Raw genomic sequence first — 21,491 nt, forward strand, 5'->3', positions numbered from 1 at the left:
CCTTCTTACGATGACCTCACCAAAAGCATCCCACGCTTCGGTCAAGGCGGACGCTTCCCAGGCGTTTTCCCACAAGCTTTCGAGCGTGGCCGACGCCGTCGAGGCGTTTCTGGCCGAACGCCTCGGTCCCGAGACGCAGGCGGGCGAGATCACGCGGCCCGTTCGCCTGATGGAGGCCATGCGCCACGCCGTTCTCGGCGGCGGCAAGCGTCTGCGCCCGTTCCTGGCGGTGGAGACCGCCCGGATGCTGGGCGGCTCCGAGGCCGGGGCGCTGGCCGCCGGTTCGGCCATCGAGCTCGTCCATTGCTACTCCCTCGTCCACGACGACATGCCGGCCATGGACGACGACGACATGCGGCGCGGCAAGCCCACCGTCCATAAGGCCTATGACGAAGCCACCGCCATCCTCGTCGGCGATGCCCTCCAGACCCTCGCCTTCGAAATCCTGGCCGATTCCGCATGGCAGCCGGACCCGTCGATCCGCGCGGACCTCGTACTGGGCCTCGCCAAGGCCTCGGGCCTCGGCGGCATGGTCGGTGGGCAGATCCTCGATCTGGGCGCGGAAGGACGCTTCGGCGCCGTCTCCCTGGACGTCGAGGACACGCTCCAACTCCAGGCGATGAAGACCGGCGCCATTCTCGCATTTTCGGTGGATGCGGGAGCCCTCGTGGGCGGAGCGACACCCGACCAGCGCGCCGCCCTGTGGCGCTACGGGCTCGCCCTCGGCCAGGCCTTCCAGATCGCCGACGACATCCTCGACCGCGAGGCCTCGCCGGAAGCCATGGGCAAGGCCACCGGCAAGGACAAGGATGCCGGCAAGGCGACCCTCGTCGACCGGCTCGGCATCGACGGAGCCCGCGCCGAATGCGACCGCCTCGTCGGCATCTGCGAGGAGGCTGTCTCCGCCTGGGGCGACAAGGCCCAGACTCTGCGGGAAGCGGCGCGGTTCACGGTGGCGCGTAAGGTCTAGAAACAATCCCGCGAAGCCCGAGGGCCTCGAAACTCCCGGTCGCAGTGTCTCCTTGCTGTGAGGGGTTGGGCCGGCTCCAAGACATCCCTCGTCATTCGGGGTCTGCGTAGCCGCGCTCGGAATGACGGCGTGATACCCTGGGCGTCGTGCGGGACCGGCAGCGGCGCGAATGTAAGCCGTGCCCCGACCCGCCGCGATGTTGCATCGCGGCGGGTCCATGCTATCAGGCGTCCATGCATCTCAAGCGGTTCATCGATTTTCTTGGCCTGACTCCGCCGTAGGCGGAGGCTGAGCAGATCGTGTTCCGTCCATGCCCGATGAGCGCTGAAGCGCCCGGGCCTCCAGATGCCTGTCCCTGCCGACGCTTCGCGCACGGGGACGCTCGAAAGCTTTATCCATGAACCGTCAGCACCTCCGGAGCGAGTGGGCTCCCGACGTCACGCGTGAACTCCTGGCCGGAACGGTGGTCGCGCTCGCGCTGATCCCCGAGGCCATCGCCTTCTCGATCATCGCGGGCGTGGACCCCAAGGTCGGTCTCTACGCATCGTTCTGCATCGCGGTGATCTCGGCTTTCGCCGGCGGACGCCCGGCCATGATCTCGGCGGCCACCGGCGCCATGTCCCTGGTCATGGTGACCCTCGTGAAGGAACACGGGCTCGGCTACCTGTTCGCCGCGACCATCCTCACCGGCCTCCTGCAGATCGCGGCGAGCCTGATGCGCCTCGGCAACCTGATGCGCTTCGTCTCGCGCTCGGTGGTCACCGGCTTCGTCAACGCCCTGGCGATCCTGATCTTCCTCGCGCAGATGCCGGAGCTCATCGGGCGAGGGCCGGTCGTCTACGCGATGACCGCCATCGGCCTCGCAATGATCTACGGCCTGCCCTACCTGACGAAGGCGGTCCCCTCCCCGCTGATCACGATCCTCGTCCTCACCGGAATCTCGGTCTGGTTCGGGTTCGACATCCGGACCGTGGGCGATATGGGCGCCCTACCGCGCGAATTGCCCGTCTTCGCCCTGCCCCAGGTCCCGTTCACCCTGGAAACCCTGCGGATCATCCTGCCCTATGCGCTCACCCTGGCAATGGTCGGCCTGCTGGAGAGCATGATGACGGCGGCCATCCTCGACGAGATGACCGACACGACCTCCGACAAGAATCGCGAATGCGCCGGCCAGGGCCTCGCCAACGTCACCTCCGGCCTGTTCGGCGGCATGGCCGGCTGCGCCATGATCGGGCAATCGGTCATCAACGTCTCGTCCGGCGGGCGGGGCCGCCTCTCGACGCTGTGGGCGGGCGCGTTCCTGTTGTTCCTCATCGTCGTGCTCGGTCCCTACGTGGCACGAATTCCCATGGCGGCCCTGGTGGCAGTGATGATCATGGTGTCGATCAATACCTTCCAGTGGAACTCCGTCCGCACGCTGCTGACCCATCCGAAGAGTTCGAGCGCTGTCATGCTGGGCACGGTGGCCGTCGTCGTCACCACCCACGACCTCGCCAAGGGCGTCCTGTTCGGCGTCATCCTCTCCGGCCTGTTCTTCGCCCATAAGGTGACCCGGTTCTTCCGCGTGTCTTCAGTGCGGGACGAGGGGAGCCGGGTGCGGACCTACCGGGTGAGCGGGCAGATCTTTTTCGCCACGGCCGAGGCGTTTCACTCCGCCTTCGATTTCCGCGAGGACGACCTGGATTCCGTCATCATCGATCTCGCTGCATCGCATTTCTGGGACATCACCAGCATCAACGCATTGGACCGAGTGGTGCTGAAATTTCGCCATCACGGCGTTCCGGTCGAGATCTCCGGAATGAACGAAGCGACGGCAATGCTCGTGGACCAGGTCGGCACGCATCAGAAGCCGGGTGCCGCGCTCGCCGGCTCGGGACATTGAGCGTCACGATCCGGTCGAACCGGAGAACCACCGACTGATTTGCAGGACCGCACTGAGCCGTCCCCGGTGCCGCAGCCCCGGGAACGCGGCCTGGAGCCTCAGCTCCGACATGCCGTGAACGCCTCGGTCCGGTATGGGGCAGGTCCGTTCGACTCCCCGATGTTCCGTCCATGTCCCACCTGTGGTGGACAATCGCTGTAACGCCGCGCCGCTTCACGCTCTATATTAAAAAAACAGAAATTTAATTATCGGATGATAAGTACGAAGTCGGGCACATCGGAAGAGCATCGGCCATGATGGCGAATTTCAAAATAATTAATAAACTTATGCTTGTAATTTCACTGATGGCGACAATCATCGGAGGTTGCATCTGGTACGCAACATCACAGATGACGGCTATCGACGATTCTTATACTGTCTATCTCGACAAAAATGCAAAGGGAGCGACTGCGGGCGCCCGGCTCAATCGTACCGTTTTTCAGATGAGCTATATTGCATTTCGCATCCTCGCGGAGCCCAACCTTGGCGACAGAAAGCGTGTCAGCGCCACCTTTGAGGGGCTTCCCGCCAATGCGGCACAGTTGATCGAAAACATTCGGGAAACGGCACCAACGTTCAAAGCTCAGACCGACATAGTAGCGGCGCTCCTCGGTGAGTTCATCCGGAGCATCGAGGAAATGCGCGGACTCGCCGACAAGGACATGGGCGAGGCGGCGCTGGCTGTGGCCCATACGAAAGTCGATCCGGTGCAGCAGAAGCTGTTCACCGCGTGTCGGCAGTTGGTGGAGGACATCGACGCGATGATCCAGAAGGGCTCCAACGATCTGACCGTTCAGACCACGACGACCCGCCGTTTCACCATGATCCTGTCCACCGCGGGCGTGGCTACGGGCGTGCTCGCCGCGCTCTTCGTCGTCGTCTTCGGCATCACACGACCGCTCCGCAGACTGACCGATGTGCTGCAGCGCATGGCCCGGGGAGAGGTTGACGCCGAAATCGCCGAAACCCGCCGCCGCGACGAGATCGGCATGATCGGCAAGGCCGTGGAAGGCATCAAGGCCATGGTCGCGCAGAAGGCGGCCGAGCAGGCCGAGATCCGACGCGTCGCGGACGAGGCCGCGGCGACCGAGCGCCGCCGGACGATGGTCGAACTCGCCGATACCTTCGAAGGCGCGGTGGGCGGCATCATCGGCATGCTGTCATCGTCGTCCACGGAGCTTCAGACCACCGCCCAGACCATGACCGCCACTGCCGCGGAGACCGCGAGCCAGTCCACCACCGTGGCAGCCGCCGCGGAGGAAGCAGCGACGAATGTCGGAACGGTGGCAGCCGCCGCCGAAGAACTGGGCGTTTCCGTCCAGGAGATCGGCCGTCAAGTCACCGGGTCGGCCACGCTGGCCCAGAGAGCGGTCGCCGAAGCGGACCAGACCGCCGCCTTCGTTCATACCCTGTCACAAGCGGCGACCCATGTCGGCCAGGTCGTCGGTTTGATCGCCAACATCGCCGGGCAGACCAACTTGCTGGCCCTCAACGCGACCATCGAGGCCGCCCGTGCGGGCGAGGCGGGACGCGGCTTCGCGGTGGTCGCCACCGAGGTCAAGGAACTGGCGAGCCAGACAGCGCGAGCCACCGAGGAGATTTCCAGCCAGATCGCACAGATTCAAGAGGCGACAGGTCAAGCGGTAGCGGCGATCGCCGGCATCACGAACCGTATCCGCGAGATCGATGTCGTGGCCACCGCCATTGCCGCCGCTGTGGAGGAACAGGGAGCGGCGACGCAGGAGATCGTGCGCAACGTCTCCCAGGCGGCGACGGGCACCGGCGAGGTGACCCGCAACATCGCCGGTGTGGCCGGCGCGGCCGAGGATACGGGTGCGGCGGCGACCCAGGTGCTGTCCTCGGCCTCCGAACTATCTCGCCAATCCGAGCATCTTAACGCCGAAGTGGCACGCTTCCTCACCACCGTGAGAGCAGCCTGATCCACCCGCACGGGTGAGAGGCCGCATCGATGTCTTTCGGCCGGCCACCCGGTCGAGGATGCAAGCAGGTGCCGGGGCGGTGATCGTCGTCCCGGCTGGCCCACCGGCTTCGGTTGGATCTCGCGATCCCGTCGCCCGTCGTCTGGCGCGAACAGCCGATTCTGGCCGCGACCGAGCAAATCGCAGTGTCGTGCGAGCCGTGCCCATTCTGATGATCCCGGCAGCCCACAGCTCCATCCCCTCGAGAGATGGAGCCCCAAAAGACCTGAAGCGATTGCCTCGTCGGGCGTGAGACCGAGCAAGGTGCTCAGGCCGCGGACGACCTCGCGGGCACTGCCGGTCCCTACCGCGAACACTTGCCAAGCGCCCGAGCCCCTCGCTACAGCCGCCCGACGCATCACCCCTGGCCGCGAGTGCTCCCATGACCGCCTACAAGCTCCTCCTCCTCCCTGGCGACGGCATCGGCCGGGAAGTCATGGCCCAGGTGACGACCGTGATCGGGGCGCTGGCGGAGACCGGCCTCGCAAGTTTCGAGACCGAGACCGACCTCGTCGGCGGGTCGTCCATCGACGCCCACGGCGTTCCGCTCACAGATGCGGCCCTGGCACGGGCGGACGCGGCCGATGCGATCCTGCTCGGGGCGGTGGGCGGCCCGAAATGGTCCGGTGTCGCCTACGACATCCGCCCCGAGGCGGGGCTCCTGCGTCTGCGCAAGGATCTCGGCCTGTTCGCCAACCTGCGCCCGGCGATCTGCTACCCCGCACTCGCCGACGCCTCGGCCCTCAAGCGCGAGCTGGTGGAGGGCCTCGACATCATGATCGTGCGCGAGCTCACGGGCGGCGTCTATTTCGGCGAGCCGAAGGAGATCACCACCCTGCCCGACGGCACTAAGCGCGCCGTGGATACCCAGGTCTACACCACGGGCGAGATCGAGCGGATCGCCCATGTGGCCTTCGATCTGGCGCGCAAGCGCTCGGGACGCGTGGCCTCGGCCGAGAAGCACAACGTGATGAAGTCCGGCGTCCTGTGGAAGGAGGTCGTCACCAAGGTCCATGCCGAGCATTACAGCGATGTCGAGCTGGAGCACGTCCTCGCCGACAATTGCGCCATGCAGCTGGTGCGCCGCCCCAAGCAGTTCGACGTCCTCGTCACCGACAACCTGTTCGGCGACGTGCTGTCGGACGTGGCGGCCATGCTCACGGGATCCCTCGGCATGCTACCCTCCGCTTCGCTTGGAGCAGTGGATTCGAAGGGAAGCCGCAAGGCGCTCTACGAGCCGGTCCATGGCTCGGCGCCCGATATTGCGGGCCAGGATCTTGCCAACCCGCTGGCCATGATCGGCTCGCTCGCCATGGCGCTCCGCTACTCGTTCGGCCTCGGGGAGGCGGCGGACCTTCTCGACGGCGCAATCACCGATGCCCTCGCGGCGGGTGCCCGCACCAAAGACATCGCCGGAGAGGGTGCCACGCCGCTGGGGACCGCTGGGATGGGAGAGGCAGTCGTGGCGGCTCTCAAGTCGCGGGTGCGCTGAAGCGCGAACCGCGGTCTCGTCTGGACATGAAAAAGGCGCCGACCCAACCTGGTCGGCGCCTTTTTCGGTCCATCGTCCGACAACTGCCCTTAGTAGGGGCTGCCGTTGCGCGAGACGTAGGATGTCGGGTCGATCGCATCGACGCCGGAGAAGTCGATATTGTGGATCGCGCTCGACCGGGCGCCGACGAACGGGCCGTTGGTGATCGGATCGGGCAGGATCGCACCGCCGAAGCGATCGTTGCGGCCGTAGGGCGGCGAGTTCAGGTAGCTCGCCGTGATGAAGTGCGGGTTGGTCGCCGGGTTGCTGATCGAACCGTTATTCGCCTCGACGACGTTTCCGGCATCGAGCCAGCTGCGCGGACGGATGCGGATCGGCAGCGGCTGGCTGACGCGGATACCGGGGGCGTAGCGACCCTGCGCCTCGGCGGCGGTGTTCGCGGCGACGGCGGTGAGGGTGAGCGCGCCCATCAGGGCAATCGTGGCAGTGCGCATGACGGACCTTCGTTGAACCTGTGTGAGGGTAGACCTGATTTCCTTAAGAAACTCGGCCATTCATGGTGAGTAGACGTGCCAGCGGCGCCGTTGTTCCCGGCTTAAGGCCGCGCTTGTTCGGTACGCCGCAGTTTCGCCTCATTATGTCGAATTCGGTGCTTCGAGATCGAACCGGTTTCCCCGGCGGCCTCTCGATTGGGTGCGGCAGCGAGCGGCGGTGCGCACCCGTCCACCCGCCTCGCCTCGAACACGCGATACGCCGCTTCGAGGTCCGGGAAAGCTTGGCCATTCAGAACGATCTTGTCCAGGGCGCAGACGATGGCGCGCGGCTCGGGAGGCTGGCTCAAGGGCGCACAGAGCCAACCGTCGATGCGCGGAGCGACCGGCACGGACCCGTTTTGCCCCGCATTGGAGAAGCCGGTGCAGACCCGCGTCACCGGACCGCTCAACGTGGCTTCCAGGGTCTCGAACGGACCGAACTTAGTCGCGATCGAACCGCGCTCGCCGGTTCGCACCACGGCGAGGCCCTGCCCCTCGGCGGCACGCCGGGCGATGGTGACGAACAGGCTGACCGGAGGATTCGGGCCCTCGCCGATGGTCAGTCTGAGATAGGGCGCCTCGCTGGCGTCGAAGCGGCCCTGTGAGAGGCTGTCCTCGCGGAGCCCCGTCGCCGGGTTGATGCGCGCGGGCTCGATCTTCGCCGGGTCGAGGGCATCGGGGTCATCGAGCCGGTATCGCGGCGCCGACGCGGCCATGGGAAGGGCCTGACGCACGTTCGAGGCGGTGGACGCACCATATGCCGGAGGGTTCGCGTCCACCGCCCCGGCCAGGCCCGCTTTCGGATCGCGGGGCGTCGGCTCACCGCCGACGAATCGTCCGACGGCGGCAAAGCAGATCAGGACCGTAAGACAGGGCACGGCGAACCGCACCAGCGGGCGGCGGGCGCGCCTAGCCGGCAATTCCTGGATCTCGTCCTGAACAGCGATGCGATGCATGTAACCCTGAAACCGGCGGCATTTCTCGCGGCTCGCGCCGCTCGGGAGGCGACCATGCCGTCGAGGGTGCGCAGATCGGGTTTCCCGCCGGGTGTCCGGTTCGAGGTTTCGGAATTCGCGGTGAATCAATCCTTGCCGAAGGCTCGGCGCGCCTGCCGTCGTGATCCGTTTGTGACGGCGCGAAAGTCTCGCGTGCAGCGCAACCCTTGACAGCCACGAAGACGAAGCGTCTTGCTCCGCCGCTTACGGGATATCCGGTTTCCTTGACGGGCCGGACGAGACGGGGCGTGCCGGCATGTCTGCGGTACGGCGCGTTTTCGCAGCCGGTCGGTCCGGTCGAGACCGGGAACCTCTGCGAGCCCCACTGGCAACGGTACACGGATACGTGCCCGGAAATCCTGTCGGCGGAGCCGAGGCGAAGAGCCAGGCCACGGCGGCGAGCCAGGGCATCACGAAGCGGAGTTGGAGAGATGGGTTACAAGGTCGCCGTCGTCGGTGCCACGGGCAATGTCGGACGCGAGATGCTGGACATTCTGTCGGAGCGGGCATTCCCCGCCGACGAGGTCGTGGCTATCGCCTCGCGCCGCAGCGCCGGGCAGGAAGTCTCCTTCGGTGACAAGATCCTGAAGGTGAAGGCGCTCGACACCTACGATTTCTCCGACACCGACATCTGCCTGATGTCCGCCGGCGGCGAGACGTCGAAGGAATGGTCGCCGCGTATCGGCCAGACCGGTTGCGTCGTCATCGATAACTCGTCGGCCTTCCGCTACCATCCCGACGTGCCGCTGATCGTGCCGGAAGTGAATCCGGAGGCGATCACCGGCTTCTCGAAGATGAACATCATCGCCAACCCGAACTGCTCCACGGCGCAGCTCGTCGTCGCGCTGAAGCCCCTGCACGACGTGGCCAAGATCACCCGCGTGGTGGTGGCGACCTATCAGTCGGTCTCCGGCGCCGGCAAGGAAGCCATGGACGAGCTGTTCCAGCAGACCCGTTCGGTCTTCACCGCCGGTCAGATGACCATGGAGAAGTTCCCCAAGCGCATCGCCTTCAACGTCATCCCGCAGATCGACGTGTTCCTCGACGACGGCTCCACCAAGGAAGAGTGGAAGATGGTCGCCGAGACCAAGAAGATGCTGGATCCCAAGATCAAGCTGACGGCGACCTGCGTGCGCGTGCCGGTGTTCATCGGCCATGCCGAAGCGGTGAACGTCGAGTTCGAGCACCCGATCTCGCCCGAGGAGGCCACCGCCCTCCTCCGTTCGGCACCGGGCATCCTGGTCGTCGATAAGCGCGAGCCCGGCGGCTACATGACCCCGCACGAGGCGGCCGGCGAGGATGCGACCTATGTCTCGCGCATCCGTGCGGATTCCACGGTCGATAACGGCCTCTCGTTCTGGTGCGTCGCCGACAACCTGCGTAAGGGCGCGGCCCTGAACACGGTGCAGATCGCCGAGATGCTGATCAACCGGAAGCTGCTTAAGGAGCGGGCTGCGGCCTGATCACTCCACTTCCGGTCCTCGGACCGGAACCCATCGACCGGCCATTTTCATCGACGCCGTCCCGTTCACGGGGCGGCGTTTTTTTAGCATAGGCCCTGCGCGGCGAGGAAACTCCACAGCGTGTCGAGATTCCGACCGTGGGATCATGCTCGTCCCGTAAACGGGCGCGCATCTCCCTCGGAGTGACATCGCTCTTCGCGTCGGTCGGGTCCCTCGACGTGGTGTAGCTCGCTGAAGCCACCACGATAACCGGCTTGGACCGGGAGGATCAGGCTGACAGGGGAATCATCGCCCAGCGGAGCGATGTCATCCCAAAGATCATCGGGGAGGAGTGGTTTGGCCATGCCAAACCAACGCTCGACATCCAGCGCGGCGCCATTCGGAGGGGCGCCCTTAGTAGCGTTCGGTGGTGGCGGCCCGCGGTCGCATCGTAAATCGCGAAAAGGTGGGGGCAAGCCTCAAGCTCGCCCGCAGGATCTCGAAAGCCCGGTGGCGAGAAGGTTTTGGCCTGGGCCGGGTCGTCAGCGAGGTGGAAAGCTTACAAGGTTTCGCAGATCACCTTCGCGGAAATGTCGACCTCGCTCTCCTGGATGACCTTTGATTCACGCGGAAGCCTGCAGTGGGCTCGCCGATCAGGCGGCTCGTAATGTGCTCAAGAAGCGGTGAATTTCCTCCGAGAGGTGTTCGGACTGGGAGGACAACTGATCCGAGACGAGGAGAACCTGTTGCGCGGCGGCCCCGGTATCCTTCGAGGCATGAGCGACTCCGGCAAGGTTGCCCGTCACTTCGGCGGTGCCGGCCGAGGCTTGCGCCACGTTGCGCACGATCTCCTGGGTTGCGGTTCCCTGTTGGTCGACGGCCGCAGCGATGCTGGTGGCCACGTCACTGATCTCGCGGATTCGGTCCGTAATGGAGTCGATGGCCGACACGGCCTGATCTGTCACGCTTTGAATTTCGCCGATCTGCGCAGCGATCTCCTTCGTCGCGTCCGCCGTCTGTCTCGCCAGTTCCTTCACTTCGGCGGCGACGACCGCGAAGCCGCGGCCTGCATCACCGGCACGCGCCGCCTCGATCGTGGCATTGAGGGCAAGCAGATTGGTCTGGCCGGCGATGCTGGAAATCATCCCGACCATGTCACCGATCCGGGACGAGGTCTGGCGCAACGCCCCGACGAAGGCCACGGTGCGGTTGGCTTCGCCCACGGCGGCTTGAGCCAGTCCCGCCGAGCCTTGAACCTGGCGGGCGATTTCACTGACGGAACTGCCGAGCTCTTCGGCTGCGGCGGCCACCATGCTGACATTTGCAGCCGCATGCTCGGCCGCCGAAAGCATAACGGACGATAATTTAGCGGTTTCCATCGCTGTTCTGGTCATGATTTTTGCAGACGTTTGTAGATCACCCGAGAAAGAATTGACCGATCCAGAAACTTTTCCAACCGATTGCTCAAATTCTTCTGTCAAGCCATTCATATATATTCTCTTCTGATTTTCTATCTCAATATATTTTGCGTCCTCTACAAATGTGATTCCATAGTTTTTTCCCTCGATAGTCACAGACTCACAATAAATGTCGACCATAAATTCTGTTTTGTCGCATCGCAAAAATCTCATAGTTGCTTGTCCGTGCCCATCTTGGTTGATACTTTCCACGAAAGGGCCGGCCACATCGTTTATCGTAAGTCCATTCCCCTGTTCGAATGTATGGTATGCCATCACCGAAATGTTTGTAAGTTCGTCTATAGAGTTGGCACGCATGGTCGTCATGAATTTGTTATTCGCGTAGACCACGTTGAAAATGGGGGAATCTCGATCGACGACGTAAATAGCATGAGACATGCAGTCGAGAAATTTAGCACACACATTGTGCGAAATTACCCGCGCACTAACTTTATTAGGACGTCTAGTGAAAATCTTCATCGTCAGTCGCCCTGCAAAAATGTATCATAGATAGGCGCATATCATATAACTATAATAGTGAATATTTCGTTATTATTTGCGCCCTATATTACGCTACTTAAGCAGCGCTTGGGCGCTGACTCAGACGGATGCGTCAGGAAGTCGATCGATGGCTTCGGCCGGCTTGGTCCAGACGATGGGCGGACGCGGCTCTTGTGCTCGGCGATGTAGCGTTTGATATCGTCCTGCAGGTCGACGATGCGCTTGACGGTGCGCCTCCCATATCCGTTGCGCGGGGCGCAGAAAGATCCCGACATGTCTGGCCAATTCGCTTCCGGTCCGGTGGGTCACCTCCTCCGATGACTCAGAACAAGGCAGCGCCAATACGTCGGACACCCTTCATGTGAAATGCGCGAGTGTACCGGGCGGGCGGATCTTGTCGCGAAACCAAGCCCTCGACGCCATCCGGGGTGACCACGGATTCGGAGCCCCCTGCATGACGTGGCAGAGATAAACCCGCGTGCTGGTGGCAACCTATCATTCGGTCTCCGGCGCTGGCACGGAGGCCATGAACGAGCTGTTCCAGCAGACCCATTCGGTCTTTACCGCTTCGAGCACCCGATCTCGCCCGAGGAGGCCACCGCCCTCCTGCGCTCGGCGCCGGGCATCCTGGTCGTCGATAAGCGCGAGCCCGGCGGCTACATGACCCCGCACGAGGCGGCCGGCGAGGATGCGACCTATGTCTCGCGCATCCGCGCGGATTCCACGGTCGATAACGGCCTCTCGTTCTGGTGCGTCGCCGACAACCTGCGTAAGGGCGCGGCCCTGAACACGGTGCAGATCGCCGAGATGCTGATCAACCGGAAGCTGCTTAAGGAGCGGGCTGCGGCCTGATCACTCCACTTCCAGTCCTCGGGCCGAAACCCATCGACCGGCCATTATCATCGACGCCGTCCCGTTCACGGGGCGGCGTTTTTTATGGGCAATCCTCTTGCGAAGCAGGAGGAGATGCATTTCAATTGAAAGTTTTCCTATTTTAGGATAGCCATAAATAGAACAAATCACGACCATGGGTGATCGCGATGCGGGGCACTTCCAAACGCGGGCATGAAACCGAAACCCTCCGTCGCCGACTCGCCATACTGGCGACGGAGACAAAACTGATCCGCCTCCAACAAAGCCTGGACCGGAAGTACGATCCAGCCCAGCCCCGTGCGCCCGCCGGCCAAAGCGATGGTGGGCGGTGGGTCTCCGACGGGGGCGTCGGAGGCAGTCGCCTGACCGATCGTCCGTCAACCGGTCAGGCACTCCGGTCCTCCATCGATAACGGAAGCACGTCAGGCACATCCACGCGAGAGGAAACCGTCACCGATGACGGGGCCCGGATTCTATCGCTGCGTATTCGTTCGGGACGCGGAGATTGGAACGACCAGCACGCCGTCGTCACACCGGATGGCGAAAGCAGGATTTTCGAGAATTCGGGCGACGCTCAGACCATCCGCGATGGGGCATCGGGAGAGGTTCTCTCGCGTGGCACGTTCGCGTCATCCAAATCGCAATCCCAGCCCTCGATACAACACGTCTTTCTGCCGGCGGTCGTCGTCGCTCCGGCCGTCAAGGTAACACTCGAAGCGGCGGCACTTCTCTTCACTTATCTGGAAGCTCGGAGGCCAGGATTCGGCAAGGCGCCGGGCAGAACGGCACTGCGCTACGACTTCGACCCAGATCCGGACAAGAAACTTCCCGTCATTTGGGTTGGTCCGGTCGATCAGGCAACGCTCGACCAAGCTTGTCCACGTAATGCCGAGGTTCAGGCGGTCACGGACGAGGCGACGAAACGGCTGACGGCCTTGAATCCTCTTCTGACGAGACAGCAACTCGGCACCATGATCCATGTCGATATCGCACACACATTCATCGCAAGGGCTTATCCCGACGTGCGCGTCGAATTTTCGATAAGCAGTACCGGCGATGAAGCAGATTATGGAGAAAAGGGTTCAGCACGCCTCGATCTTTTCGAACTCTCCCCAAATCAAACAGTCTGCGTCTATGATTATAAAACTGGATCGGCGGGGCTAAGCTCAACAAGAGCGCTGTTCCTAGCCAGAGCCGCCAAGAAATTTTGGCCACAGTCAAATGGTATAGTTATTATTCAAGTGAGGCCAATAAAATGACGACCATTAAAAAAATCAAAGGCCTCGCCAAGAGTCTGCTCGACAGAAATACTGATCTTGTCGCTGCCGGCAGGAATTCTTTTTGGCTTCTTCCCGTCGGGCCTGTCGGACGATTGATCCACCTCGATCGGACAAGCAATCCGGCCTATTGCGTTGCGGGCTGGTATCTCGTCGAGTTCTTCATGCCCGGAGTTCGTTCATCGTCCTCACTCGGGCGATGCAGCGGAAGGATTGCCCGTTCCGAAGGCTTCGAGGGTGGCCAGGGCTGGTTCTGGTCCGACCCGACGATCTACGACGATTTCGTCACTCGTGTCGAAGAGGATGCCTTGGCGATCCTTCGCCCCCTGGACACAACGCGAGGATGTCTCGACTTCGCCCGCACCCGTCCCGCCACGGTCGGACGTCTTGGCCTGGATTGGCACCTCGTCTCCTGCATCGCGCTCGGCGAACTCGATGAGGCTCGCGCGATCTGGTCCAAAATGGGCAAGCAGTACCGCAAGGGGGCCGTGATGGAGGATGCGCACTGGCAGTTGATCAACGACCGGACCTGCCTCATCGGCGAGCCGCTCATGGCCAACGATCGGGCCGCTCTCGCCACCCTGTTGCATCGTTGGGAAGCCGAGACCATCGTCGGAAGCCCCCTCGAGCCATTTTGGAGACCGAGCCCGTTCCCGCTAGAGGACAACGCATCTGCGGGCCGGTAAGCGGACATGGAAGGCTCCGGCGTAAGACGGACCGGCATCAAACTTCAGCCTCCAACGCCGCCACATCCCCACCACTGATCGCCGGTAGGCACCGGGTGATCCGCTCGGCATCCCAGTCCCACCACGCCACGGCCTGCAGTCGCGGGGCGATATCGGGCGGTACGCGCATCCGTACGAGCGTGGCCGGATTGCCCGCGACGATGGCGTAGGGAGGTACGTCGCGGGTGACCACGGATTTGGCGGCGACCACGGCTCCGTCGCCGATGCGGATTCCCGGCAGGATCGTGCTGTCGTAGCCGAGCCAGACATCGTTGCCGATCACCGTGTCGCCCCGGTTGGGAAAGGCCATCTCTTCGGGGAAGCGTCCGGCCCAGGCGCCGCCGAAGATGACGAACGGGTAGGTGGAGGGCGCATCGAGGCGGTGGTTGCCCCCGTTCATGAGGAAGCGCGTGCCCGCCGCAAACGCGCAGAAGCGACCGATTCGCAAGCGGTCGCCCAGGAAGGCGAAGTGGTAGAGGATGTTGTCGAGGAAGGCCTCCGGGCCGGCGGGGTCGTCATAGTAAGTGTAGGCGCCGACCTCGACATTCGGCGGCAGGGGGAGATTGCGGATGAAGGTGATGCGGCTGTGGCCCGCAACCGGGTGAAGGCAATCCGGGTCGGGTCCGAACGACGGATCGGCGGCCATGGCCGAGGCTCCCTGAAACGAGTTGACGGCGACGGAGCGACCGGGATGCGCTCCGCCGGGGAACGGTTCGCGAAATCGCTTGAAACGATCCGACGATGGGACTACTCATAGCACATCAGTTCTGGTTGCAGTCTTGAGGCTGCGGTTCGGGAGTGGGCCCCACCGGGTCCGCTCTTTTTTATTGCCGCAACGCCTCTCGCACCGGATCGCTTCACGCAAGGCCGGACGTACAGCGCAGCATGGCGGACACTTCCGAAAAACGTCTGATCACCGAGACCGGCGTCGCCGCACGGGTCGTGCAGATCATCGAGGCTTCGATCGAGGGCCTCGGCTATCGCGTGGTCCGGGTGCGGGTGTCGAGCGCCAATGGCTGCACCGTGCAGATCATGGCCGAGCGGCCGGACGGCACCATGACGGTGGACGATTGCGAGACCGTGAGCCGGGCGATCTCGCCTCTGCTCGATCTCGACGACCCGGTGGGCAAGGCCTATTATCTCGAGATCTCCTCCCCCGGCATCGACCGGCCGCTGGTACGGGCCGTCGATTTCGAGCGTTGGGCCGGCTACGAAGCCAAAATCGAATTGGCGATACCCCTCGACGGCCGGAAGCGTTTTCGTGGGATCATCCGAGCTCCTAACGCGGATGGCCTCACGGTGCCGATCGATCTTCCCGACGTGAAGGAGGGTCTGCCGAGCCGCATCGACCTGCCACTTCACGATCTCGGCGACGCCTACCTCGTCCTCACCGACGATCTCGTGCGCGAATCGCTGCGACGCGGCGGCGGGCCACCGCCGATGCTGGACGATGAGGACGAAGACGACATCGAAGAGGGCGCCGAGGCCGAGATCGAGCCCCCCGCCCCTCTCAAGAAGAAGGTCGAGCGGCCGCTGAAGCCCAAGGCTTCGGCCAAGCCCAAGCCCGAAAAGATCGAAACCGAGGCGAGCCGGGCCAACAAGGCCAAGCCGGTCCGCACCAAGGCGGTGCGGGTCAAGGACGACGGCAAGCTTCACTAGAACATCGGCCCGGAGCCCAGGTGGATGCCCGATGGCACGCCGGGGTTTCCGAAAAAAACACACGACGAAGAGAGGGACGAAATCCGATGGCTGTCGTCAGCGCCAATAGGCTCGAACTCCTGCAGATCGCCGAAGCGGTCGCCCGTGAGAAGGTGATCGACCGCTCCATCGTCATCGACGCCATGGAGGAGGCCATCGCCAAAGCCGCCCGCTCGCGCTACGGCGCCGAGACGGACGTCCATGCTGAGATCGACCCCAAGACCGGGGCGCTCCGCCTGTCGCGCCACCTCGTGGTGGTGGACGAGGTCGAGAACGACGCCCGCGAGGTCACCCTCGACCAGGCCCGCCGCTACAATCCCGGTGCCCTGGTGGGAGACGTGATCTCCGACACCCTGCCGCCCTTCGATTTCGGCCGCGTCGCAGCCCAGTCGGCCAAGCAGGTCATCGTCCAGAAGGTGCGCGACGCTGAGCGCGACCGCCAGTTCGACGAGTACAAGGACCGCATCGGCGAGATCGTCAACGGCCTCGTCAAGCGGGTCGAGTACGGCAACGTCATCGTCGATCTGGGACGCGGCGAGGGCATCGTGCGCCGCGACGAGATGATCCCGCGCGAGACCTTCCGCCCCGGCGACCGTATCCGTTCCTATCTGTTCGACGTGCGCCGCGAAGTGCGTGGCCCACAGATCTTCCTGTCGCGCTCCCACCCGCAATTCATGGCCAAGCTCTTCGGGCAGGAAGTGCCGGAGATCTACGACGGCATCGTCGAAGTGAAGGCGGTGGCCCGCGATCCGGGCTCGCGCGCCAAGATCGCCGTGATCTCGCGGGACGGCTCCATCGACCCCGTCGGTGCCTGCGTCGGCATGCGCGGCTCCCGCGTCCAGGCGGTGGTCGGCGAGTTGCAGGGCGAGAAGGTCGACATCATCCCGTGGTCGGAAGACCAGGCGACCTTCATCGTCAACGCGCTTCAGCCCGCAGAGGTGGTCAAGGTGGTGCTCGACGAGGAGGCCGACCGCATCGAGGTGGTGGTGCCCGACGACCAGCTCTCGCTGGCCATCGGCCGTCGCGGCCAGAACGTGCGCCTCGCCTCGCAGCTCACCGGCTGGGACATCGACATCCTCACCGAGGCCGAGGAATCCGAGCGGCGCCAGAAAGAATTCGCCGAACGCACCGCTGTCTTCATGGCCGCCCTCGACGTCGACGAGACGGTGGGTCAGCTCCTCGCGGCGGAAGGTTTCCGGAACGTGGAGGAAATCGCCTATGTCGAACCGGGCGAGCTCGCCAATATCCAGGGCCTCGACGAGGAAAGCGGTACCGAGATCCAGGCCCGCGCCCAGGATCATCTCGCTCGCGTCGAATCGGAGTTCGACGCCAAGCGCCAGGAACTCGGCGTCGCCGACGACCTGCGCGAGATCGACGGCGTGACCACGCCGATGCTGGTGGCGTTGGGCGAGAACGACGTTAAGTCGGTGGAAGATCTCGCGGGCTGCGCCACGGACGATCTCGTGGGCTACACCGAGGGACGCGGCCCCGAGGCCACCAAGCATGCTGGCTATCTCGACGGGTTCGAGATCTCCCGCGCTGAAGCAGAAGCCATGATCATGGCGGCCCGCGTGAAGGCCGGATGGATCGAGGCGCCGGTCGAGGCGGATGAAGCCGAGACCACTGACGGAGAGCCCGAGGCGGTCTGAGCACAGCGTTCCGGGCGAGCCAGGCGCTCCCCCCTGAGGCACCCGCCTAAGACGGGCCTCAGGAATCGCAGGGCCGACCGGAGAGTGCCTTCGCGACATTCCGGCATCTCACGTCGAGGATGCCGGTGGGTTGCAAGGCGAGAGGGCCGCGAATTGTTGCGGTCCATGCGACGATCAACAGGGATCCGACCGCCGCATGACGGGCGAATACGCAGATGTCGCGGACGATGCCGCCGAACCGGAGCCGAACACGCTGCTCGATCCCGGTCTCGGGCGCGGCCGGCGCAATGCAATGCGCACATGCCTCGTCAGCCGGGTCTCGCAAAATCCCGATGGGATGATTCGGTTCGTTCTGTCGCCGGACGGCGAGGTGGTGACCGATCTGAAAGCGAAGCTGCCGGGGCGCGGTGCATGGCTCACCGCCGATCGCGTCACCGTGGAGGCGGCCTTGAAGAAGCGGCTGTTCCAGCGTGCCTTCAAGACCAAGGATGCCGCGGCACCGGCGGATCTGGGCGACCGGGTCGCCGCGATCCTGCGCGAGGACCTGCGCCAATCCCTGTCACTCGCCAACAAGGCGGGTTGCCTGGTGGCCGGCTTCGCCAAGGTCGAATCCGCGATCGGCGACAAGGCCGGCGTAGCCGCCGTGATACAGGCCTCGGATGGCAGTGCGGATGGTAGGCGGAAGATCGCTGCGGCATTGCACCGGAGGCATGGCGATGCCATATCCCGTGTCCCGGTCATCGATGATTTGTCCAATGAAGAATTGGACATGGCCTTGGGTCGGGATCATGTGATACATGCGGCGCTTGTCGCAGGAGTCGGAAGCACCGGCTGCCTTGCGCGTTGGCGTCGGCTACGCTCTTTCGAGGGCAAGCCCACGACGGCCGAGGGGGCCGGTTACGCCCGAACAGGGCAGACCGCTCCGACTCTGCAGGACGACGACGAGACGGATTTACCCGGCGCACAGCAGTTTGCCGGTTCACGGGACGATGGAAACCCTCAGGGTTTGGACTGAATGAGCGATACGAATAATCCGGGCGACAAGACGCAGGCACGACCCCCCTCGAAGCCGCTGTCCTTGAAGCGCCCGATCGAGCAGGGAACGGTGCGTCAGAGCTTCTCCCATGGCCGCTCCAAGCAGGTCGTGGTCGAGACCGTGAAGCGGCGCGTCATCGGGGCGGCACCGGCCGCTCCCGTTCGCGAAACGCAACCGGTCGCCCCGGCGTCACGCGTGGCGCCTCCCGCACCTGCAGCTCCGCGCCCCGCCCAGCGGGCGGCGGGTGGCGTCGTGCTGCGGACATTGAGCGAGCAGGAGCGTGACGCGCGCGCCGCAGCTCTCGCCGACGCCCAGCGCCGTGAGCAGGAAGCACGCCGCAAGGTCGAAGAAGAGGCCGCTGCTCAGCGTGCCCGCGAGGCTGAGGAAATCCGTCAGCGCGAGGCCGAAGAGCGTCGCCGTCAGGAAGAGGAGCGCCTTCGCGCCGAGGAGCAGGCTCGCCTGCGTGCCGAGGAAGAAGCTGCACGTGAGGCGGCTCGCGCCGCTGAGGCCGCTGCGAAGGAGGCCGCTGCGGCAGCCCCCGCAGCTGCGCCCGTTCCGGCAACGCCGCCGAAGCCCGTCTCCAAGACGGTGCCGATGGCGCCCGTCTCGGCTCCGATATCCTCCACCCCGAAGCCTGCTCCGGCAGCACCTGCTCCCGCTCCGCAGGCTGCGGCCCCGGCTCGTCCGGCGGCCCCTGCCGTGCGTCAGCCCCTCACGGCACGCCCGACACCGGCCGAGCCGCGCAAGACCATCACCGCAGACGTGCGCAAGCCGCGCGACCTGAACTTCATGGCCAAGCCGGCGCCCGCGCCCGAACCAGAGGCGGCTCCGACTGCTTCCACGGCCGCACGCCCGGCCGGTGCGGCGGCTCCCACCGCCCGCGCGCCGGGTCGGCCACAGGCTGCCGAGGAGGAGAGCGAGCAGAAGCGCGTGATCCGCCGTCCCGGCATGCCGCTCAAGATCATCACGCCGCCCAAGACCCCCAAGCAGCCGGGCGGCGACCGCAACCGTGGGCGTCTCACGATCGCTACCGCCACGTCGGGCGAGGACGAGCGCACGCGTTCCGTTGCCTCGTTCCGCCGCCGTCAGCAGCGCATGAGCGGCAACCGGCAGGTTGAGCAAAAGGAAAAGCTCTCCCGCGAGGTGACGATCCCCGAGACGATCACCATCCAGGAACTCGCCAACCGCATGTCGGAGCGGGCCGTGGACGTGATTCGCCTGCTCATGAAGCAGGGCGAGATCCACAAGATCACCGACGTGATCGACTCGGATTCCGCTCAGCTCATTGCCGAGGAACTCGGACACACCGTGCGCCGCGTCGCCGAGTCCGACGTCGAGGAAGGCCTGTTCAACGACGAGCCCGATCTCGAGGAGGATCTCGATCCGCGTCCGCCCGTCGTGACCATCATGGGTCACGTCGACCACGGCAAGACCTCGCTTCTCGACGCCATCCGCAAGACCGCGGTGGTGTCCGGTGAGGCCGGCGGCATCACGCAGCATATCGGCGCTTACCAGGTGGCCTCGCCATCCGGTGACATGGTCACCTTCATCGACACTCCCGGCCACGCGGCCTTCACCTCCATGCGGGCCCGCGGCGCCAAGGTGACGGACATCGTCGTGCTCGTGGTGGCGGCAGATGACGGTGTCATGCCCCAGACGGTGGAGGCAATCAGCCATGCGAAGGCGGCCGGCGTGCCGCTCATCGTGGCGATCAACAAGATCGACAAGCCCGAGGCGAACCCGCAGCGAGTCCGCACCGAGTTGCTGCAGCACGACATCCAGGTCGAATCGATGGGCGGTGAGACCCTGGAATTCGAAGTCTCTGCCAAGACCGGCGACGGTCTGCCGGACCTTCTCGAAGGCCTGCAGCTCCAGGCCGAGATCCTGAACCTGCGTGCTAACGAAGCCCGCGACGGCGAGGGTACGGTCATCGAGGCCAAGCTCGATCGCGGTCGTGGTCCCGTCGCGACGGTGCTCGTGCAGCGCGGAACGCTCTTCACCGGCGACATCGTCGTCGCCGGCGCCGAATGGGGTCGCGTCCGCGCCCTCATCGACGACAAGGGAGAGAGCATCCCCTATGCCGGCCCGTCGGTGCCGGTGGAGGTGCTCGGCTTCAATGGAACTCCGGACGCGGGTGACCGCGTGGCCGTGGTGCCGAACGAAGCCCGTGCCCGTGAAGTCACCGAGTATCGCGCCCGTCAGAAGCGCGAGCGCATCGCCGCACGGACCGGCGGTGCGAACCGCTCGCTCGTCGACATGATGCGCGACCTCAAGGAAGGCCTGGGCCGCAAGGAACTCGCCATCGTCGTCAAGGGCGACGTGCAGGGCTCGGTGGAAGCCATCATCGGCGCACTGGAGAAGCTCGGCAACGACGAGGTGTCGGCGCGCATCCTGCTCGCGGGTGTCGGCGGCATCACCGAGTCGGACGTCACCCTGGCGGAGGCCTCCAAGGCCGTCGTCATCGGCTTCAACGTGCGAGCCCACAAGGAAGCGCGCGAATCGGCCGAGAACAAGGGCGTCGAGATCCGCTACTACAACATCATCTACGACCTCGTGGATGACATCAAAGCGACTCTCTCGGGCATGCTCCCGCCGACCCTGCGCGAGGAGCGCCTCGGCGAGGCGCAGATCCTGCAGATCTTCGATGTCTCGAAGGTCGGCAAGATCGCCGGCTGCCGCGTCACCGACGGTGTCGTGCAGCGCGGTGCTCACGTCCGCCTGATCCGCGACAGCGTGGTGATCCACGAGGGCAAACTGTCCCAGCTGAAGCGCCTCAAGGACGACGCCAAGGAAGTCGGGTCGGGTTACGAGTGCGGTATGTCCTTCGAGAACTTCCAGGACATGCGCGCCGGCGACACGATCGAGTGCTACCGGGTCGAGGAGATCCGCCGCACGCTCTAGCAGCGACGCGGCCAGACGAACCCGGCGGCTGCAGCGCGCGCT

At 64.6% G+C, this 21,491-nt stretch carries 15 protein-coding genes and 2 pseudogenes; 12 read left to right on the top strand and 5 right to left on the bottom strand.

The window, feature by feature from the left end:
• Window positions 1-10: 10 nt before the first annotated feature.
• From MBTS_RS07960 to leuB, 4 genes are all read left to right on the top strand, one after another.
• Complete coding sequence (locus tag MBTS_RS07960; protein ID WP_026176129.1) at window positions 11-970, top strand: polyprenyl synthetase family protein; 960 nt, start codon at window positions 11-13, stop codon at window positions 968-970.
• 397 nt (window positions 971-1,367) lie between these two features.
• Complete coding sequence (locus MBTS_RS07965; protein WP_192215367.1) at window positions 1,368-2,852, top strand: SulP family inorganic anion transporter; 1,485 nt, start codon at window positions 1,368-1,370, stop codon at window positions 2,850-2,852.
• A 293-nt stretch (window positions 2,853-3,145) separates the two neighbouring features.
• Window positions 3,146-4,831, top strand: coding sequence for a methyl-accepting chemotaxis protein (locus MBTS_RS07970; RefSeq protein ID WP_238253988.1), 1,686 nt, complete (start codon window positions 3,146-3,148; stop codon window positions 4,829-4,831).
• Between the two features lie 421 nt (window positions 4,832-5,252).
• On the top strand, window positions 5,253-6,362 hold the full coding sequence (leuB, locus tag MBTS_RS07975; RefSeq protein WP_192215368.1) for a 3-isopropylmalate dehydrogenase: 1,110 nt from the start codon (window positions 5,253-5,255) through the stop codon (window positions 6,360-6,362).
• Window positions 6,363-6,451: 89 nt separating this feature from the next.
• On the opposite strand, the gene MBTS_RS07980 is transcribed toward leuB, so the two are convergent.
• Entirely contained in the window at window positions 6,452-6,856 is a 405-nt protein-coding gene (locus MBTS_RS07980) for a hypothetical protein (RefSeq protein ID WP_018044928.1), read from the bottom strand.
• 101 nt (window positions 6,857-6,957) lie between these two features.
• Window positions 6,958-7,851: a hypothetical protein gene (locus tag MBTS_RS07985; protein ID WP_192215369.1), complete on the bottom strand. Its 894-nt coding sequence runs from the start codon at window positions 7,849-7,851 to the stop codon at window positions 6,958-6,960.
• A gap of 470 nt (window positions 7,852-8,321) precedes the next feature.
• Here MBTS_RS07985 and MBTS_RS07990 point away from each other — a divergent pair, with 470 nt between their 5' ends.
• On the top strand, window positions 8,322-9,353 hold the full coding sequence (locus MBTS_RS07990) for an aspartate-semialdehyde dehydrogenase (RefSeq protein ID WP_018044930.1): 1,032 nt from the start codon (window positions 8,322-8,324) through the stop codon (window positions 9,351-9,353).
• A gap of 89 nt (window positions 9,354-9,442) precedes the next feature.
• On the opposite strand, the pseudogene MBTS_RS23705 reads toward MBTS_RS07990, so the two are convergent.
• A pseudogene (locus MBTS_RS23705) lies at window positions 9,443-9,555 on the bottom strand (IS630 family transposase); the annotation flags it as partial.
• Window positions 9,556-9,985: 430 nt separating this feature from the next.
• On the bottom strand, window positions 9,986-11,269 hold the full coding sequence (locus tag MBTS_RS07995; protein ID WP_308444991.1) for a methyl-accepting chemotaxis protein: 1,284 nt from the start codon (window positions 11,267-11,269) through the stop codon (window positions 9,986-9,988).
• Between the two features lie 468 nt (window positions 11,270-11,737).
• On the opposite strand from MBTS_RS07995, the pseudogene MBTS_RS08000 reads away from it, so the two are divergent.
• From MBTS_RS08000 to MBTS_RS08010, 3 genes and pseudogenes are all read left to right on the top strand, one after another.
• A pseudogene (locus MBTS_RS08000) lies at window positions 11,738-12,142 on the top strand (Asd/ArgC dimerization domain-containing protein); the annotation flags it as partial.
• A gap of 179 nt (window positions 12,143-12,321) precedes the next feature.
• Complete coding sequence (locus MBTS_RS08005; RefSeq protein ID WP_192215370.1) at window positions 12,322-13,422, top strand: PD-(D/E)XK nuclease family protein; 1,101 nt, start codon at window positions 12,322-12,324, stop codon at window positions 13,420-13,422.
• Window positions 13,419-14,126, top strand: coding sequence for a hypothetical protein (locus tag MBTS_RS08010; protein ID WP_192215371.1), 708 nt, complete (start codon window positions 13,419-13,421; stop codon window positions 14,124-14,126). The genes MBTS_RS08005 and MBTS_RS08010 overlap by 4 nt, the downstream gene beginning before the upstream one ends.
• Before the next feature lie 37 nt (window positions 14,127-14,163).
• Here MBTS_RS08010 and MBTS_RS08015 read toward each other — a convergent pair whose 3' ends face one another.
• Window positions 14,164-14,811, bottom strand: coding sequence for a CatB-related O-acetyltransferase (locus tag MBTS_RS08015; protein WP_192215372.1), 648 nt, complete (start codon window positions 14,809-14,811; stop codon window positions 14,164-14,166).
• 239 nt (window positions 14,812-15,050) lie between these two features.
• On the opposite strand from MBTS_RS08015, the gene rimP reads away from it, so the two are divergent.
• The 4 genes from rimP (at window position 15,051) to infB (ending at window position 21,449) form a co-directional block, all read left to right on the top strand.
• The gene (gene rimP, locus MBTS_RS08020; RefSeq protein ID WP_056140722.1) at window positions 15,051-15,824 is read left to right on the top strand and encodes a ribosome maturation factor RimP; all 774 of its coding nucleotides are present in this window, start codon (window positions 15,051-15,053) and stop codon (window positions 15,822-15,824) included.
• Window positions 15,825-15,910: 86 nt separating this feature from the next.
• Window positions 15,911-17,512 carry a transcription termination factor NusA gene (nusA, locus tag MBTS_RS08025; protein ID WP_056161852.1) on the top strand — a complete coding sequence of 534 codons (1,602 nt, stop codon included), beginning with the start codon at window positions 15,911-15,913 and terminating at the stop codon, window positions 17,510-17,512.
• Between the two features lie 196 nt (window positions 17,513-17,708).
• On the top strand, window positions 17,709-18,527 hold the full coding sequence (locus MBTS_RS08030) for an RNA-binding protein (RefSeq protein ID WP_147830244.1): 819 nt from the start codon (window positions 17,709-17,711) through the stop codon (window positions 18,525-18,527).
• On the top strand, window positions 18,528-21,449 hold the full coding sequence (gene infB, locus MBTS_RS08035) for a translation initiation factor IF-2 (protein WP_018044937.1): 2,922 nt from the start codon (window positions 18,528-18,530) through the stop codon (window positions 21,447-21,449). It begins immediately after the preceding gene.
• The last annotated feature ends 42 nt before the right edge of the window (window positions 21,450-21,491 follow it).

Source organism: Methylobacterium bullatum (assembly GCF_014845095.1).
Taxonomy (GTDB): Bacteria; Pseudomonadota; Alphaproteobacteria; order Rhizobiales; family Beijerinckiaceae; genus Methylobacterium; species Methylobacterium bullatum.

Bases quoted from the DNA above. Each gene is read 5' to 3' on its own strand.
- MBTS_RS08030 (WP_147830244.1), top strand. From the start codon at position 17,709: ATGACGGGCGAATACGCAGATGTCGCGGACGATGCCGCCGAACCGGAG.
- leuB (WP_192215368.1), top strand. From the start codon at position 5,253: ATGACCGCCTACAAGCTCCTCCTCCTCCCTGGCGACGGCATCGGCCGG.
- MBTS_RS08010 (WP_192215371.1), top strand. From the start codon at position 13,419: ATGACGACCATTAAAAAAATCAAAGGCCTCGCCAAGAGTCTGCTCGAC.
- infB (WP_018044937.1), top strand. From the start codon at position 18,528: ATGAGCGATACGAATAATCCGGGCGACAAGACGCAGGCACGACCCCCC.
- rimP (WP_056140722.1), top strand. From the start codon at position 15,051: ATGGCGGACACTTCCGAAAAACGTCTGATCACCGAGACCGGCGTCGCC.
- MBTS_RS07965 (WP_192215367.1), top strand. From the start codon at position 1,368: ATGAACCGTCAGCACCTCCGGAGCGAGTGGGCTCCCGACGTCACGCGT.
- MBTS_RS07985 (WP_192215369.1), bottom strand. From the start codon at position 7,851: ATGCATCGCATCGCTGTTCAGGACGAGATCCAGGAATTGCCGGCTAGG.
- MBTS_RS07970 (WP_238253988.1), top strand. From the start codon at position 3,146: ATGATGGCGAATTTCAAAATAATTAATAAACTTATGCTTGTAATTTCA.
- MBTS_RS07990 (WP_018044930.1), top strand. From the start codon at position 8,322: ATGGGTTACAAGGTCGCCGTCGTCGGTGCCACGGGCAATGTCGGACGC.
- MBTS_RS07960 (WP_026176129.1), top strand. From the start codon at position 11: ATGACCTCACCAAAAGCATCCCACGCTTCGGTCAAGGCGGACGCTTCC.
- MBTS_RS07980 (WP_018044928.1), bottom strand. From the start codon at position 6,856: ATGCGCACTGCCACGATTGCCCTGATGGGCGCGCTCACCCTCACCGCC.
- nusA (WP_056161852.1), top strand. From the start codon at position 15,911: ATGGCTGTCGTCAGCGCCAATAGGCTCGAACTCCTGCAGATCGCCGAA.
- MBTS_RS07995 (WP_308444991.1), bottom strand. From the start codon at position 11,269: ATGAAGATTTTCACTAGACGTCCTAATAAAGTTAGTGCGCGGGTAATT.
- MBTS_RS08015 (WP_192215372.1), bottom strand. From the start codon at position 14,811: ATGGCCGCCGATCCGTCGTTCGGACCCGACCCGGATTGCCTTCACCCG.